The sequence below is a fragment of the Mycobacterium sp. NTMscope_MAC_12 genome, assembly GCF_976985675.1.
In genome coordinates, this window is record NZ_CDRJYY010000001.1 from 221,909 (window position 1) to 237,755 (window position 15,847).

A 15,847-nucleotide genomic window follows, 5' to 3' on the forward strand; every position below is an offset into this window, starting at 1 on the left:
CTGGCTTCCGGCCGGTCCACGATGACTGCTCCTCGTCCAACGGGCTCGCCGACATCGCTCAGGAGCACAACACAACGCAATGGAGCCGCAGTAGTGAGTACCTTTGGACTCTCTGTCCTAGCCCCTGACCTTGCCGCGATGAAGGTCACCGCCACCGCGGCCGACCAGGCCGGGTTCGACGCGGTGTGGGCATCGGAGTTCTATACCCGGTCGGGATCCATCTCGATGGCGGCAATGGCCACCTCGACTGACAGGTGTCGCATCGGGTCGTCGATTCTCTACGGCGTCGGACGCAGCCCGCTGGTCTTGGCGACCGAGGCGCGCGATCTCGACGAACTGTCCGGCGGTCGCATCGTGCTCGGCATCGGCAACGGCACCAAACGGATGATGAGCAACTGGCACAGCGTCGCCGATACCAGCGCCCCCGCCCTGCGCGTCGAGGAACTCGTACCCCTTATTCGGCGCATCTGGAACCTGCACGAGGGACCAGTCCGCCACGAAGGCCGCTTCTACCAGATGAATCTCATCCCCAGCGGCCCGGTAGACCCGCCTGCGCGCGATATTCCGATCATCACCGCCGCGGTGCGCCCGCGGATGTGCGAAGCCGCCGGCCGGGTCGCTGACGGGCTGGCCGGGCATCCGCTCTTCACGACCGCCTACGTGGAGGAAGTCGTGCGGCCCGCGGTGGCCAAGGGCGCCGCACGCACCGGGCGCGATCCCGACGACGTCGAGATTGTGTCAATGGTCATGTGCTCCATCCACGACGACCCGGAAATCGCCCGTCGCGAGGTCGCGCAACAGATCGCGTTCTACGCATCAGTCAGAACCTACCAACCGCTGCTCGACTTCTGCGGATTCGCCAAACAGGGTGCCGTTATCCGAGAAGCCTTCGCACGCGGTGACTTTGCGGCCATGTTCGACGCGGTGACGGACGACATGATCGACGTGATGGGCGTCGCTGGCACCGCCAGCGAGGTGCGCGCCGGGCTGCGCCGCTACGAGGGGGTACTCGACCACATCATGCTCTACCCGCCGTCGGTGGGTATCGCACCTGAGCGGGTCGGCCAAAACCTCGGTGAGATGATCAAGCACTGCGCCCCCGGCCAGTAACATCCCGGTTCATGTAGGTGCGCCAGCGTCTGTGTCGACGACAACCCGCGGCGGTGAATGAGTCTCCCGTCTAATTCGAAATGACCGGTTCATCGACGGTGTGCTCCTGCCGGTACCGTAGGGATCGCCTTCGACGACGAGTTCGTAAGCCACCTAGTGCCAGTGCTTCTCTGCTCGCGCTCACCGTTGATGCTAGACGCGGCTCCCGATTCGCTGGGCGCCATCGGAGTCGAAGAGTTCTTTGGCCCAGCGTTCGAGGACTTCGGTGCTGTCCCAGTCGTCGGGGTGGAAGCCGGCGCGGGTGTAGGAACGGAAGCGCTGCACCGCGTCCGGGCTGAACAGTGGGGAACGACGGAAGGCTCGAAGGCTGCGCAGTAAGCGCAGTGGGTTGTAGGCTGCGCGGTCACCCGCCAGAGAGCGAGTGGTCTGGATGACCAACTCGGTGAACAAGATGACTGTGGCAATCCGCATTCCCCAGACCCTGGTGCGTTCGGTTCCACCGACCGTCTCGAAGACGTCGAAAGCGACGGCCTTGTGCTCGGATTCTTCTAAAGCGTGCCAGAGCAGAATCGGCCGGACCTCGGTGTCGCCGATCAGCTCTTGTGCCTCGTCGCTGGTCAGAATGATTTCGGCGAACGTCGCCGTGTAGTGCTCAAGGGCAGCCGTCACGGCCAGGCGCATCTTCGGAGAGAATCGCTTCTCGAGCCGGTCAACCAACTTCTTGATGTGCCGATCGATCCCGTCGGTCGGATAGCCCATCGCTTGGAGCCGCTCGTTAAGCAGCCGATGCTGGTGCCGGTGGGTGGCCTCCTGCGCGATGAATCCCTTGACCGCCTCTTGGAGGTCGGGGTCGCTGACCTGGTCACGGTACTGGCGCACCGATCGGATGAAGAAGTCTTCGCCCTCGGGGAACGTTGCCGACAAGGTAGAGACAAAGTGGCTCATCACCAAGTCGCCGTCGACGAAGTGCTGGCGACTGGTCCCAGCAGGCATTGCGAAACGGACACGGCGAGCCTTTGGCAGCACCCTCTTTGCTGGCCGTGTGGGCGACTCACTGGTCATGTGCTACTCCCATCTCCAAGCGGACCTCAATAATCTGACTTTATACCTAGTCAGATTTAGATGACAAACTGTGTCTATGCGTTCAGTCCGGGTGTATCGCGGAGTGTCTGCAGAGCAGCGCCATCAGCACCGGCGTACACGTCTCATCGACGCCGCTATCGAGCTGATCGGTACCCGAGGCGTGGCCGCCACCACCGTGACTGCCGTCTGCGCCGAGTCACGTGTCACCTCGCGTTACTTCTACCAGCATTTCTCCGACCGCGACGCGCTCTTGCGGGCCGTCTACCAGCAGCTCTATGCCACCTTCCAAGACGTAATAGTCCAAGCGATCCCAGACGCCGGCGCGCCACCCGACGTGTTGGCGTATGCCCCCATCCGCGCACTGGTCAACATGATCGAAGACGATCCTCGGCTGGCCCGCATTTTGTTCGTTGAATCCGCAACGGAGCCACTCCTTCGCGAGTTGCGGAGCCAATTGATGGCCGGTTTCGCCGACCTCGTGCTGCGCGAGGCCAGACTTCACCTGGATATCGCCGACTCTGCGGTGGGCGTCGCGCATCTGGCTTCAACCCTCGGTGTCGGAGGACTCTTCGAGGTTCTGCGCCGCTGGCTGGACGGCGAACTGGACTTCAGTACTGATGAACTCGTCCAACACTGCGCAGGTTTCCTGGGCAGCCTCGGCACCTACGTGCTGCTGCAGAACATAGGCGAGGCGCCGGTTCCTGAATCCGGGGCATCGGCAAACGCTCTATCGGCTCGCGGCCACGCCCGGCGATGCTGAGTGCGTGTCCGGTTTGACGCCCACGATCAGGACGGTAGCGTCCCGGGCACGTCATCGACGCTGAGCGCGTGCACCAGATAACGTTCAGCTAGGGTTTCGGCGAGCCGACTGGTGTGTTCGACGATCTCCTCCTGACTTACGTCGAGCAAGCCGGCATGCCAGGCGGTGATCAGCTCGACGAAGCCCCCAACCGCCACCAAGGTGTCCATGCGGAGCGCGGTTTCATCGGCATCCGGTCTCAGATGGGGCTTGCTCGCCGCGACCACGAGGTGCGTCGCCTCTTGCAGGGCAACAGCGCGCCGGTCTTGCAGCGGTGAGCTGCCCACGTGCTGGGTCAGCAAGATCTTTGCCCTGCCGGGATCTTGTGTGATGCGGTCGACCACCATAGAGATGGTCATGCGAATAGTCTCGAGGGGCGGCTGCCCGACGCGTTCTGCGAGGGTCGCGGAAACCTCACCGAGCATCTCGTTCCGTACCCCGTCCCAGGCGGCAACCAGCAACTCGTCGCGGGTCTTGAAGTCTTCATAGAAGTAGCGGTCGTTCAGGCTGGTCCGGGAGCAAACGCCCCTCATGGTGACTGCGGCCCAACCGCTTTCGCTCCAGATCTCGGTCGCGGCATCGATCAGACGCTGCCGACGTTCCGCGCGGCGTTCCGCGCCGGTACGCCCGCCCCATCGTTTCGCCTTCGTCCGCACATTTCCATCTTGACAAAGCAACGTAGGTCACACCAAACTGACGGCATGTGCCCACAATGGTGGCTGGTGCCACCAGTTGCTTTCGAGGCAGCGACGGAATCAACCGTCAGATCGCAGCAACGGCGGATACTCCGATGAGGCTGCTGCCGTTTGGGAATCCCCCCCGCCGGAGTGACCGTGCCGACGCGGTGATCACCGGTGCAGGCAGCGGCATTGGCCGCGCATTTGCCGTCGAGCTGGCGCGCCGGGGCGGCCGTGTGGTGTGCGCCGACATCGACGGCATTCGCGCCAAGGAGACAGCGGACCTGATCTCCAAGCTGGGCGGTCATGGCATCGGCGTTGTTTGCGACGTCTCAGACGAGCATCAGGTCCGGGATCTTGCCGATTCGGCCGAGAAGTGGTTCGGCGGCGCTCCCGGACTGGTGATCAACAATGCCGGAATTGGCGCTGGAGGCAACGTCGTCGGTGCGACATCCACGAGCGATTGGTCCGCGACGTTGTCGGTCAATCTGTGGGGAGTCATCCACGGCTGCGAAGTCTTTGTCCCGCGGCTCCGGGAACGTGGATTCGGAGGGCTCATCAACGTCGCGTCGGCGGCAAGCTTCGGTGCGGCCCCCCGCATGGCCGCCTACAACGTGAGCAAAGCGGGCGTACTCGCGCTGTCCGAAACCTTGGCAGCCGAGCTCAGCGGAACCGGCGTCACGGTGACCGTCCTATGCCCCACCTTCGTCAAAACAAATATCGTCGACAATCCACGCATCGAGGAATCGGCGGCCACGCTAGCCGCCAACTTGATGAAGTGGACCGGCGTATCACCAGAGTCGGTAGCACGAACCACCCTGGATGCGCACGACCGCGGCCAGCTATACGTCCTGCCGCAACTCGACGCCAAAATCCTCTGGCAGCTCAAGAGAACCATGCCGGGTACCTTCACCCACGCGATGGGACTCATCCAGCGAATAACGCGTTGACACAACCTAGGAGGAGACATGGCTTTCGAATACGGCGATATGCTGCAGACGATTAAAGACCGCCAGTGGGCGCTGGCCGACATCGACTGGGACGCACCGGGTGCCGAGTTGATCACCGACGAACAGCGCCCCAGCCTGAAACAGTTCATGTCAGACGTGGTATGGATCGAGCATGTCGGTGCCCGCGCTTTCGCGGCCATGGCCCCCAAGGCGCCGTTCGACGCGTTGGGTGAGATTTACAGGTATTTCCACGCCGAAGAGCAGCGGCACGCCAACGTGGAGCTCGCTCTCATGCATCGCTGGGGGATGCTCGAGGAGGGCGAGACTCCGGTGCCGAACAAGAACATCCGGCTGGTCATCGAATGGCTGGACCGATACGCCGAAGCACTTCCGTTGACGGTGATCGGTGCTGCCATACCGGCTTTAGAAACCGCTCTGGACGGAGCACTGTTGAAGTTTTTGGTGGACGAGGTGTCAGATCCCGTGTGCGGCGAAGTTTTCGCCAAGGTCAACAGCGACGAGTCTCGCCACCTGGCGGTGGGTTTTCAGGTGCTCAACGACCTGGGCGCCAGCCCAATGAGGATCCATGCGATTCAGACGGTGGGAGCTCTTATCGACCCGAGGGTACTTACCGGTGCGTTGCTTTACATCCCGCTGCTGACCCGGATGCTGATAAACCTGAACGCCTGGGGCCTGTCCGAGGAAAGGCTGTACAACGCAGTCACCCGCTACTCGAACGTCGGCGATCGCAGCGAGCACACCCGCCGTGTTCCCCCCTATCACATCCTCAAGGCCCATATGTCTGCCACGATCAAGCACTCCCAACCGCTGCACTTCATCTCGCAGCGCCTCGGTAGGGTGATCGACCACTTCCCCACGCAAGTGCTCGGCAAGACGCCGTCATGGACTGATGAGCTGACCTATGAACCGGTGGCCAGATGAGCGACACGACCAGTGTTCTGATCATCGGAGCCGGCTTTGCCGGACTTGGCACGGCGATCCAACTACTCAAGCGGGGTATCGACGATTTCGTCATCCTGGAGCGCGCGGGCGAGGTCGGAGGAACCTGGCGTGACAATAGCTATCCCGGTGCCGCCTGCGACATTCCGTCATTGTTGTATTCGTACTCCTTCGAACCAAATCCGGACTGGTCGCGTGCGTACTCGGGAAGCAGCGAGATACTCGCCTACATCAAGGCCATGGTCGACAAGCACGCGCTGGCGCGCTTCATCTGTTTCCACGTCAACGTGACCGGCCTGGCGTTCGACGAAGACAGCGGCACGTGGACCGTCGAAACGGATGGCGGGTCAAGCTACCGGTCGCGCACGGTGGTGATGGCAAGCGGCCCACTGGCCAATGCAAATTTTCCTGACATTCGCGGACTGCACAGCTACGCAGGCCACAAAATCCACAGCGCGCGCTGGGATCACGACTATGACATGAGCGACAAACGTGTTGCGGTAATCGGTACCGGGGCGAGCGCGGTGCAGATTGTTCCGGAATTGGTGAAGACGGCGCGATCAGTCAAAGTGTTTCAACGGACGCCCGGTTGGGTGCTTCCCCGGCCTGATTTTCCGCACCCCAGTGTTGCCAAGGCCGCGTTTGGTCGGCTACCGATTCTGCAGAGCGCCGCTCGCCAGGCATGGTTTTGGGCGCACGAAGTCATGGCCGTCGGCATGGTGTGGAACACCCCGGCCACTACCGCCATCGCCTGGGCGGCCAAGGCGAACCTTCGTCGCCAGGTGAAAGATTCGTGGATGCGGCGACAACTGACGCCCGACTTCCGGCCCGGCTGCAAGCGCATGCTGATGACCAGCGACTACTATCCGGCTCTCCGACAGAACAATTGCAAACTCATCACCTGGCCGATCGCGACCATCTCGCCCATCGGCATTCGCACCGCGGACGGCATCGAACACGAGGTGGATTGCATCGTATTCGCGACCGGCTTCGATGTGTGCAAGGCCGGCACACCGTTTCCCATCACCGGCGTGGACGGTCGAAAGCTTGCGGAGGAATGGTCTAACGGCGCCTACGCCTACAAGAGCGTCAGCGTCTCAGGCTATCCCAACCTCTTTTTCACCTTCGGGCCGAATTCCGGGCCAGGACACAACTCGGCCTTGGTCTACCTGGAAGCGGAGATCCGCTACATCGTCGACGCCATCGGCATAATCATCGAAGGCGGTATTCAGACCTTCGACGTCAAAGAGGACCGGCAGAACAGCTATCACGCCCAACTCCAGCGTCGGCTTGCCGGCACGACGTGGAACTCCGGATGCAAGAGCTGGTACCTCACCGAAGACGGCTATAACGGGACCATGTATCCCGGCTTCACCACCCAATTCGCCCGACAACTAGCGAGGGTCGAGCTCGACGATTACTCGATGAGTTCACAGCCCCCTCCCCGCAAGAAGCCCAGGCGGGCGCGGCCCGAGTTGGCCGCGGAGAGTTCGCACGGCGCAAGCAAAGGAGGACGGCAGCGCAACGACGATCGCGTGTCCGTCGACAAGCGCGAAGGTGTTCGTTTCTCGGCGCAAACCGCTTCACCCGAGGCAGCATCACCGCGGATGGTGGATCGTGCTTGAGCCGCGACTGGCTCCGGCTAGGCAGTCGGCGACAGGTGCCTGGCATCAGCCCCCAGATAAGCCAGAAGGACGGTATGGACCACAGCGATAAGCACCGCTTCGAAATCATCGTGATCGGTGCAGGATTCTCCGGGATCGGAATGGGGATAAAACTCCTGAAAGCCGGCTTTTCGGACTTTCTTATTGTCGATGAGGCAGACGACGTAGGCGGAACGTGGCATTGGAACACCTATCCGGGCATCGCCGTCGACATTCCGTCGTACAGCTACCAATTCTCCTTCGAAAAACGGTCGTCATGGTCGCGGACGTATGCGCACGGCAACGAGTTGAAGGACTACGCAAGACACTGCGCGCACAAGTACGGTCTTAGCCCACGAATCCGCTTCGCCGTCAAGGTGACTGAAGCTTGGTTCGATGAGGACGCGACCCTGTGGCGCTTGCACACGGCCGCAGGACAGGACCTATCCGCGCGCTTCGTGATCAACGCCTCGGGCGTCCTGACACGCCCCAAGCGGCCGGATATCTCCGGTGTCGATGATTTCGGCGGGATCACCATGCATACATCCCGCTGGGACCACAACGAAGACATCGCCGGCAAGAGGGTGGCTGTCATCGGAACGGGCGCGTCGGCAGTGCAGTTGATCCCGGCAATCGCGAAAGACGTCAAGGCGCTGACCGTGTTCCAGCGCACACCGATCTGGTGCCTGCCGAAACTGGACTTCCCGGTGCCGCGGCTGGCAAGAGGGTTCCTCAAATACGCTCCCGGCGGACAACTCGCGGCGCGCGCAGCGAGTCAAACCTTCGTCGAAGTCACGTTCCCTGTCGCCGCTCACTTCCACACCGCCATTCCCTTGGCGTCACTCATCGAGCGTGCCGCGTTGCGGTACATGCGCAGCCAGGTGACCGACCCCGCCGTCCGTCAAAAACTGACCCCCCGTTACGCGCTCGGGTGTAAGCGCCCAAGCTTTCACAACGAGTACCTGGCCACATTCAACCGAGACAACGTCCACCTCGAGACCAGTCCGATAAGCCACTTCGATGCCGCCGCCGTCCACACCGTCGACGGCCGATCGCACGAGATCGACGTCCTCATCCTCGCCACAGGCTTCAAAGTGATGGAACCGGAGAACATGCCGACCTATTCGCTCAGGGGGATCGGTGGACTCGATCAAGCCAAGTGGTGGGACGAGAATCGGCTCCAAGCGTACGAAGGCGTCAGCGTGCCCGGATTCCCCAACCACTTCTCCATCTTCGGACCCTATGGATACAACGGTTCCTCGTACTTCACGCTCATTGAAGCCCAGACCAGGCACATCGTGCGATGCCTTCACCATGCGCGGTCCCGGCACGCCAACTACGTCGAAATAACCCGGCAAGCCAACGACCGCTTCTTCGCCGAAATGCTCAAACGCCGCCACCGCCAAGTCTTTTGGCAACCCAGCTGCGCAACCGCCAATAGTTACTACTTCGACAAACACGGCGACGTACCGCTACGCCCGACGACCACCCTCGAATCTTTCTGGCGTAGTCGCACCTTCGACCTTGGTGACTATTCGTTCGAGCGGCGCACCACTGAAAAGGTACTTAGCTCATCGTGACAACCCTTTACTCGGAACAGCATCCGAGCACGGCAAGTTATCTCATCGCGACGTCGGCCCGCGGGATCCTGCGCCCACTGACGCAAGCACTACCGTCTAACCAGTACGGGCTCGCGGTAATGGACCGGGTGCTTCGGGCGGCGCTCATTGCGTCCCGCCCGCGGCGCGGATTGCGAGTTGAACAGGTCGACACCGTCTTTGCTGGCGATCGGGTGAGAGGCGACTGGATCGTTGCCCCGGACGTCGACCCGGACGGGCCGCCGATTCTCTATATCCACGGCGGCGCCTTTTCCATGTGCTCCCCGCAGACCCATCGTGGTCTGCTAGGCGAACTGTCTGCCGCGTCGCTCAGGCCGGTGTTCGCCGTCCGCTACCGCCTGGCTCCGCGATACCCGTATCCCGCGGCCGCCGACGACGCACTGAGGGCCTACCGGTGGTTGACCGGCTCTGAAGAATCGGCGTCAAACCGCACGGTGGCGATCGCGGGAGATTCGGCGGGCGGCCAACTCGCCGTCGCGACCTCGTTGGGCGCGCTCGCACATCGCTCCCCGCCGCCCGATGGCATGTTACTCATGTCCCCCGTCGTCGATCTGACGTGCCAGCTGGCGATGGCACGTGAAACTCGCCGCCGCGATCCTTTCGCATCGGCCCGGTCCGCAACGCGTGCGCTCAGCCTCTATGTAGGCGATGCCCACCCGACCGACCCCCGCGTCAATGTCCTCGCCGCAGATCTCACCGGCTTGCCGCCGACATTGATCCAGGTCGGTGGAAGGGAGATGCTGCTCGACGACTCCCGTCAACTCGCCGAGCGCATGCGCGCCGCAGGAGCATCCGTGCGGCTTCAGGTGTTTCGCGGCCAGATTCACGTGTTCCAAGCCCTGTTTCGACTCTTGCCCGAGGCGCGTCACGCTTTGCACCTCAGCGGAGCGTTTCTCACAGACAGGGCCGAAGACACGTTTCCTTGACGCACGGGCCGAACGCAGGCAGGCGGCTAGCGCGCAGCAACCGCTTTTGTCACGCCCCACCGCGAAGGACCCGTTTGACAAACAGGGCAATTATGTATAACTATTAACATTGGTGGCCCAACTGTAAACAGCTGGTCGATCCTCCATCCCACGACGACCACAGGCCGGGGAGCGACAATGGTTAACCCGCTACACGCACCCGTCGATAAAGCCCGGGAACGGTTATCTTCGGTCATCTTGATTCCCGCGCCGCAACGGGTGGACGACGGACTTCGCCGGTGGAGTCGGCGGTGGCCAGTGCGTGAACTAGCCGCGCCCCCGGCCGGAAGCGGACTGCGACCGGTTCTCGGTGATGCCGGGCTCCCCTTGGTCGGGCACACCCTCGACTACATCCGGTTTGGGTCCGACCTGGGCAGAGAGCGCTACGAACGGTTCGGATCTGTCTCGTGGATGGGAGCGTTCGGCACCAAAATGGCGGTCATCGCGGGCCCCCAAGCTACCCAGGAGGCGCTCACCACCAACGCAAAGGCGTTCTCGCAAGACGGCTGGGCCTTTCTCATCGACGCGTTCTTCCACCGCGGATTGATGCTGATGAGCTTTGACGAACACCTCATGCACCGGCGCATCATGCAGGAGGCCTTCACGCGGCCGCGACTGGCCGGCTACGTCACCCAAGTGACCCCTTGCGTCCGCGCAACCCTGCCCACGTGGCCGACCGGCCCGTCCGTCCGCATGTACCCGCTGTTGAAAAACCTGACCCTCGACATCGCCACCGATGTGTTCATGGGTGGCCGAGGCAAAGACAGCAGCGACGCCATTAACCAGGCGTTCGTCGCTACGGTACGCGCGGCCAGCTCACTCGTCCGCGCGCCGCTTCCCGGCACCCGCTATCGCGCCGGGATCCGCGGCCGACGGGTGCTCGAGGAATACTTCGCCCGGCACTTGCCGGCCGCCCGGGCCGGCAACAGCAATGACCTGTTCGCCGCGCTGTGCCATGCCAGCACCGAAGACGGACAACGTTTCAGTGACTCCGATGTCATCAACCACATGATTTTTCTGATGATGGCCGCTCACGACACATCGACCATCACCACCACCGCGGTAACTTATTACCTGGCAAAGCATCCAGAATGGCAAGATCGGGTTCGCGCCGAAAGCGATGCTCTCGGCGACCGATCACCCGAGATCGACGATTTGGAAGCGCTCAGGTCGCTCGATCTGGTGATCAAGGAATCCATGAGACTCGTGGCGCCGGTCCCGCTAGTCATGCGCAAAACAGTGCAAGACACCGCAATAGACGGCCACTACATTCCCCGCGACACGCTTGTGGCGATCACTCCCGCCGTCAACCATTTCGTCCGCGAAGTCTGGCATAACCCGGATCGCTTCGACCCCTTACGTTTCGACGACCCGCGCCGCGAGGACCAAGCTCACCGCTTCGCGTGGCTGCCCTTCGGCGGTGGCGCGCACAAATGCATCGGCATGCACTTCGGCACCCTCGAGGTCAAAGCGATCCTGCACCAGATGCTGCGCACGTTCACCTTCGGCCTCGACACCGACTACCGCATCCGCTGGGACAACACATCGCTGCCGATCCCGGTCGACGGGTTACCGATCACGCTGCGCCGCCGATGAAGACAGAATTTGCGCGGTTCCTCGCAGCCACCGAATTCCTCGACTGGAAACACGATGCCGTGCAGCAGTTCACCGAATCGGCGACACGCAACGCCACCGATTCCGTCGATAAGGCGTGCCGCATCTTCACCGCTGTCCGTGATTCGATCTGGTACGACCCGTATTCCGTCTCCGACGACCCGCGCCAGTACCGAGCCAGCGCGGTCGCCGTCGCCGAGCGCGCCTACTGTGTCCCCAAGGCGGTGCTCTTGACGGCTGCATGTCGCGCCGCGGGGATTCCGGCGCGGTTGGGTTTCGCCGACGTCCGCAACCATCTACAGACCGCGAGTCTCCGTGAACGGATGGGTGGTTCGGACGTTTTCGTCTACCACGGCTACAGTCAAATACTGCTGAATGGTCGGTGGGTCAAGGCCACACCGGCATTCAACCGCGAGTTATGCGCGCGCTTCCGCGTCGCTCCCATCGAATTCGACGGTCAGCGAGACGCCATGTTGCACGCCTACACAGGCGACGGCTCTCAACACCTGGAATACCTCCATGACCGTGGTGTTTTCGACGACCTTCCCCTCACGGAAATCATCGACGCGCTGCGCGACAATTACGGCGAACTCATCTACGAACCTCCTCCAGTGCCGGACTCATTCACCAACTAGCAGTTTGAAGGATTGTGCCTGTGCAAAGCACCATGCAGGATATCCCCTTGACCGTAGCCTCGATCGTCAGGCACGCGACATCCATCCACGCTGACAGCCAAGTCGTCACGCCGACCGGATCGGGCTACCGCACAACGACCTACGGTGCGCTCAAGCGACGAATCAGCCAGTTGGCCAACGCACTACGGAGTCTGGGCATAACTGACGATCAGCGCGTGGCCACCTTCCAATGGAGCAATCAGGAACACCTGGAAGCCTACTGTGCGGTGCCGTCGATGGGCGCGGTGCTTCACACCCTCAACCTTCGACTCACCGCAGAACAACTTGGCTACATTTCAGATCACGCCGACGACAAGGTCATCATCGCGGACGTCTCTGTGGCACCGCTTCTAGCGAAGGCACTGCCGACGATGTCGTCGGTGCACACCGTGATCGCAGCGGGCGACGGCGACCTGGAGCCGCTGCTGGCCAGCGGTAAAAACGTGCTGCGCTACGAGGACCTGCTTGCTGATCAAGACGGCGAATTCGACTGGCCAGAGCTCGATGAGAGGTCGGCCGCGGCGATGTGCTACACCAGCGGCACTACCGGAAACCCGAAAGGTGTTGTCTACAGTCATCGTTCCACCTATTTGCACTCGCTGACTGGCTGCACACCCAACGTGCTGTCCATCGGTGAAGAAGACCGCGTCTTGGCGATCGTCCCGATGTTTCACGCGAACGCATGGGGGCTGATCTATTCCGCGCTGATGTGTGGAGCCGACCTCGTGCTGCCCGACCGATACCTGCAGGCGGCACCGTTGGTTGCCATCATCGAGGACACGCAGCCGACCGTGGCCGGTGCGGTACCGACGATCTGGAATGACGTGCAGCATTTCCTGGAATCCGAACCGGAGCACGATATTTCGTCGCTACGCCTGGTCGCCTGCGGCGGGTCGGCCGTTCCAAGGTCACTGATGGAGCACTTCGAGAGTGAATTCGGTGTCCCGATCCTGCAGGCCTGGGGGATGACCGAAACCTCGCCGCTGGCAACCGTGGCGCGCGCGCCGAAGGGGACCAACGGCGAGCGCCAATGGGAGCTACGCGCTTGTCAGGGTCGTCCCGTCTGCGGTGTCGAGATTAGGCTGCGTGGCGACGATGGCCGTACCCTGCCCTGGGACGGACGGTCTATCGGCGAGATCCAGGCCCGCGGACCGTGGGTCACCGGCTCGTACTTCGGCGACAACGACTCCGACAAGCTCGACGAAGGATGGCTGCGCACCGGCGACGTGGGTCGCATCGATCAACACGGCTACCTTACGCTTACCGACCGGGTAAAAGACGTCATTAAGTCAGGTGGCGAATGGATTTCCTCGGTCGACTTGGAGAATGCGCTCGTTGCCCATCCAGCCGTGCATGAGGCGGTGGTGATCGGCGTGCCCGACGAGAAGTGGCAGGAAAGACCCTTGGCGTTGATCGTCACGAAGACCGAAACCAGCTTGGATATCAACGAATTGCGGGTCTTCCTGGACGGCGCGGTCGCCAAGTGGTGGATCCCGGAGCGCTGGGCGTTCATTGCTGAGGTTCCCCGAACCAGTGTGGGCAAATACGACAAAAAATTGCTGAGAGCACGCCACGGCGCCGGCGAATACCAGGTCGTGTACTGCGGCTAACCCGAAAAGCCGCCAACGTCGTCAGCAGCACCTAACCGAAAGGACACCATGACAGTCGCCTCACCTTGGCTCAGCCCGGAATTGGAAGCGCTTCGTGATCTCGCCGCAAAGTTCGTTGCCACTGAGATTGCACCCCACTCAGAGCGCTTCGCCGAGCAACACCATGTCGACCGGGCGGTGTGGGAACGAGCAGGCGAGCTGGGCCTGCTGTGCATGTCGATGCCGGTCGAATACGGCGGCGGCGGCGGGACGTTCGCGCACGAAGCAGTTCTGCTCGAAGAGCAAGCTCGAATCGGGGACAGTTCGTGGGGCGCCGGCCTGCACAGCGGCATCGTCGCACACTACATCCTGCACTACGCACGGGAAGACCTGAAAAGGCAGTGGTTGCCCAAGATGGCGTCGGGCGAATTGATCGGTGCCATTGCGATGACGGAGGCTGGAACCGGATCTGACCTTCAAAGCGTGAAGACGCGCGCCGTCCTCGATGGGGACGAGTACGTCATCACCGGCTCGAAGACGTTCATCACCAATGGTCAGCAAGCCGATCTCGTCGTCGTCGTGGCCAAGACCGACCATACCCAAGGCGCCAGCGGTATCTCGCTGATCGTCGTGGAAGCCGATCGCCCCGGGTTCCGGAGAGGACGAGTCCTCAGCAAAATAGGTCAGCGCGGTCAGGACACATCTGAATTGTTTTTCGACGGCGTGCGCGTCCCCAAGACGCATCTGCTAGGCGACACCGAGGGGCAAGGCTTCTTTCAGCTGATGACGCAACTGCCGCAGGAGCGACTTATCGTCGCGGTCGGAGCGGTTGCCGCCATGGAATTGGCCTTGCACCAGACGATCGAATACACGCGCCAACGAGAAGCATTCGGGCGAACGATCTTCGGGTTCCAAAATACCAAGTTCACCCTCGCTGAAGCCGCCACCGAAACAAGGATTGCGCGAGTGTTCCTCGACCACTGCATCTGTCTGCATCTCGACGGTAAGCTCGACGTGCAAACTGTCGCGATGGCCAAATGGTGGACGACGGAACGGGCGATGAAAGTCCTCGACGACTGCCTGCAGCTGCACGGCGGGTACGGATACATGACGGAGTATCCGATTTCGCGTCTCTGGGTTGATCAGCGAGTACAGAAAATCTACGCGGGGTCTAACGAAATAATGAAAGAGATTATTTCGAGGTCGCTTTGACAAGATAGCGACGACCGAACGCCCGGTGTATCAACGCAGATGAGGATCTGCTATTCGAGACAGGCAAGCTCCACTGCAGACAAAAGCCATCCCGGTGCCGTATCGGCGGACACGGCGGATCCGTCAAGCTCCCGCGGTTCCCCCTGGCCTCAGGGCTTATTCGCGGACGAGGAGTGTCCGGCTGCAGCTGTCCTCTCGCCACGATTCGTTCTCACGACGTGAATCCCGGAATCCGGCAACGCCGTCAGCCCACGTTGCCGACCTCGGCGATCTTGATTCCAGTAAGGAAACTTCTCACATGCTGCGTCGGGGGCGTGATGCATCACGTCAAGTTGCCCGCGAAACCTGATCCATGCATCACGTAAGGAATGCCCGCGAAAACGAGGTCAACTGGCGGTCTTGTTCTGGATGCGGATGCCGGATCTGACCTCGGGTAGGGCGGTGGGGATGGCGGCGAGGTAGAGGTGTTCGGTCTTGTTCTTGGCGAGTCTGAGCAGGGCGGCTTGTAGATCGGCGATCTGGCGTGCGATCGCGGCGGGGTTCAGGGTGTCGCGGTAGGCAAGCAGCTCCGATTCTTGGGCTGGCGAGAGGACCCCGGCTGCCAGCAGCCGGTCCAGTGGGGTCATGGGCTCGTCGTAGAGGCGGCGGCGCTGGCCGTCGCGGCCAGCGCCGTAGCCGATGGGTTTGATGGCTCTTCGTAATTCAGAGTGCATTGACAAGTTGGTGGAGTGCTCCGCTGTGTAGTAGTGAGCGCCAACGGTAGTGGGTGAGGTTGCGGAATCCGAGGGCGTTGCGGCGCAATGCTTCCAGGCGGCCGTTGATGGCCTCGGTGGGTCCGTTGGAGACGTGGTGGTCGAAGAAGGCCAGGATGTCGGCGCGGCGGCGCGATAGCGTGCGGCCGAGTTGGGCGATCTCCTCCAATCCGGCGGGTACGCCGCGCCGACTTCCAGGC

14 protein-coding genes and 1 pseudogene are annotated in these 15,847 nt (G+C 62.0%); 11 read left to right on the top strand and 4 right to left on the bottom strand.

Translation table 11 applies throughout. The annotated features are described in order from the left end of the window. Window positions 1-93: 93 nt before the first annotated feature. Window positions 94-1,110 carry an LLM class flavin-dependent oxidoreductase gene (locus AC0KS4_RS01015; RefSeq protein WP_033717470.1) on the top strand — a complete coding sequence of 339 codons (1,017 nt, stop codon included), beginning with the start codon at window positions 94-96 and terminating at the stop codon, window positions 1,108-1,110. Between the two features lie 192 nt (window positions 1,111-1,302). Here AC0KS4_RS01015 and AC0KS4_RS01020 read toward each other — a convergent pair whose 3' ends face one another. Further along, window positions 1,303-2,172 (bottom strand): metal-dependent hydrolase, encoded by an 870-nt coding sequence (locus AC0KS4_RS01020; protein WP_033712834.1) that lies wholly within the window; start codon window positions 2,170-2,172, stop codon window positions 1,303-1,305. A 76-nt stretch (window positions 2,173-2,248) separates the two neighbouring features. Between AC0KS4_RS01020 and AC0KS4_RS01025 the strand changes: the two genes are divergently transcribed. After that, window positions 2,249-2,953 carry a TetR/AcrR family transcriptional regulator gene (locus AC0KS4_RS01025; RefSeq protein WP_057969459.1) on the top strand — a complete coding sequence of 235 codons (705 nt, stop codon included), beginning with the start codon at window positions 2,249-2,251 and terminating at the stop codon, window positions 2,951-2,953. A 26-nt stretch (window positions 2,954-2,979) separates the two neighbouring features. Here the strand turns inward: AC0KS4_RS01025 and AC0KS4_RS01030 are convergent, their stop codons facing one another. After that, entirely contained in the window at window positions 2,980-3,648 is a 669-nt protein-coding gene (locus AC0KS4_RS01030) for a TetR/AcrR family transcriptional regulator (RefSeq protein WP_023900852.1), read from the bottom strand. 134 nt (window positions 3,649-3,782) lie between these two features. Between AC0KS4_RS01030 and AC0KS4_RS01035 the strand changes: the two genes are divergently transcribed. The 9 genes from AC0KS4_RS01035 (at window position 3,783) to AC0KS4_RS01075 (ending at window position 14,895) form a co-directional block, all read left to right on the top strand. Beyond that, on the top strand, window positions 3,783-4,619 hold the full coding sequence (locus tag AC0KS4_RS01035; protein ID WP_007168393.1) for an SDR family NAD(P)-dependent oxidoreductase: 837 nt from the start codon (window positions 3,783-3,785) through the stop codon (window positions 4,617-4,619). An 18-nt stretch (window positions 4,620-4,637) separates the two neighbouring features. Further along, window positions 4,638-5,561 (top strand): hypothetical protein, encoded by a 924-nt coding sequence (locus AC0KS4_RS01040; RefSeq protein WP_007168394.1) that lies wholly within the window; start codon window positions 4,638-4,640, stop codon window positions 5,559-5,561. Continuing rightward, window positions 5,558-7,204, top strand: coding sequence for a flavin-containing monooxygenase (locus AC0KS4_RS01045; protein WP_007168395.1), 1,647 nt, complete (start codon window positions 5,558-5,560; stop codon window positions 7,202-7,204). Before AC0KS4_RS01040 ends, AC0KS4_RS01045 begins: the two co-directional genes overlap by 4 nt. 74 nt (window positions 7,205-7,278) lie before the next feature. Further along, complete coding sequence (locus tag AC0KS4_RS01050; protein ID WP_007168396.1) at window positions 7,279-8,802, top strand: flavin-containing monooxygenase; 1,524 nt, start codon at window positions 7,279-7,281, stop codon at window positions 8,800-8,802. After that, window positions 8,799-9,767, top strand: coding sequence for an alpha/beta hydrolase (locus AC0KS4_RS01055; protein WP_007168397.1), 969 nt, complete (start codon window positions 8,799-8,801; stop codon window positions 9,765-9,767). Before AC0KS4_RS01050 ends, AC0KS4_RS01055 begins: the two co-directional genes overlap by 4 nt. A gap of 177 nt (window positions 9,768-9,944) precedes the next feature. Beyond that, window positions 9,945-11,402 (top strand): cytochrome P450, encoded by a 1,458-nt coding sequence (locus AC0KS4_RS01060; protein WP_033712835.1) that lies wholly within the window; start codon window positions 9,945-9,947, stop codon window positions 11,400-11,402. Next, window positions 11,399-12,055, top strand: coding sequence for a transglutaminase-like domain-containing protein (locus AC0KS4_RS01065; protein ID WP_007168400.1), 657 nt, complete (start codon window positions 11,399-11,401; stop codon window positions 12,053-12,055). The genes AC0KS4_RS01060 and AC0KS4_RS01065 overlap by 4 nt, the downstream gene beginning before the upstream one ends. Before the next feature lie 32 nt (window positions 12,056-12,087). Then, on the top strand, window positions 12,088-13,704 hold the full coding sequence (locus AC0KS4_RS01070; RefSeq protein ID WP_085981616.1) for a long-chain fatty acid--CoA ligase: 1,617 nt from the start codon (window positions 12,088-12,090) through the stop codon (window positions 13,702-13,704). 48 nt (window positions 13,705-13,752) lie between these two features. Beyond that, a complete protein-coding gene (locus tag AC0KS4_RS01075) occupies window positions 13,753-14,895 on the top strand; it encodes an acyl-CoA dehydrogenase family protein (protein WP_033712837.1) in 1,143 nt (380 codons plus the stop codon). 386 nt (window positions 14,896-15,281) lie between these two features. Here the strand turns inward: AC0KS4_RS01075 and AC0KS4_RS01080 are convergent, their stop codons facing one another. Both AC0KS4_RS01080 and AC0KS4_RS01085 read right to left on the bottom strand, forming a co-directional pair. Continuing rightward, on the bottom strand, window positions 15,282-15,608 hold the full coding sequence (locus AC0KS4_RS01080) for a hypothetical protein (protein WP_033711234.1): 327 nt from the start codon (window positions 15,606-15,608) through the stop codon (window positions 15,282-15,284). After that, window positions 15,598-15,831: pseudogene (locus tag AC0KS4_RS01085) on the bottom strand (transposase); the annotation flags it as partial. The pseudogene AC0KS4_RS01085 and the gene AC0KS4_RS01080, both read right to left, overlap by 11 nt. Between the last annotated feature and the right edge of the window lie 16 nt (window positions 15,832-15,847).

Bases quoted from the DNA above. Each gene is read 5' to 3' on its own strand.
- AC0KS4_RS01020 (WP_033712834.1), bottom strand. From the start codon at position 2,172: ATGACCAGTGAGTCGCCCACACGGCCAGCAAAGAGGGTGCTGCCAAAG.
- AC0KS4_RS01025 (WP_057969459.1), top strand. From the start codon at position 2,249: ATGCGTTCAGTCCGGGTGTATCGCGGAGTGTCTGCAGAGCAGCGCCAT.
- AC0KS4_RS01035 (WP_007168393.1), top strand. From the start codon at position 3,783: ATGAGGCTGCTGCCGTTTGGGAATCCCCCCCGCCGGAGTGACCGTGCC.
- AC0KS4_RS01040 (WP_007168394.1), top strand. From the start codon at position 4,638: ATGGCTTTCGAATACGGCGATATGCTGCAGACGATTAAAGACCGCCAG.
- AC0KS4_RS01045 (WP_007168395.1), top strand. From the start codon at position 5,558: ATGAGCGACACGACCAGTGTTCTGATCATCGGAGCCGGCTTTGCCGGA.
- AC0KS4_RS01050 (WP_007168396.1), top strand. From the start codon at position 7,279: ATGGACCACAGCGATAAGCACCGCTTCGAAATCATCGTGATCGGTGCA.
- AC0KS4_RS01060 (WP_033712835.1), top strand. From the start codon at position 9,945: ATGGTTAACCCGCTACACGCACCCGTCGATAAAGCCCGGGAACGGTTA.
- AC0KS4_RS01065 (WP_007168400.1), top strand. From the start codon at position 11,399: ATGAAGACAGAATTTGCGCGGTTCCTCGCAGCCACCGAATTCCTCGAC.
- AC0KS4_RS01070 (WP_085981616.1), top strand. From the start codon at position 12,088: ATGCAGGATATCCCCTTGACCGTAGCCTCGATCGTCAGGCACGCGACA.
- AC0KS4_RS01075 (WP_033712837.1), top strand. From the start codon at position 13,753: ATGACAGTCGCCTCACCTTGGCTCAGCCCGGAATTGGAAGCGCTTCGT.
- AC0KS4_RS01080 (WP_033711234.1), bottom strand. From the start codon at position 15,608: ATGCACTCTGAATTACGAAGAGCCATCAAACCCATCGGCTACGGCGCT.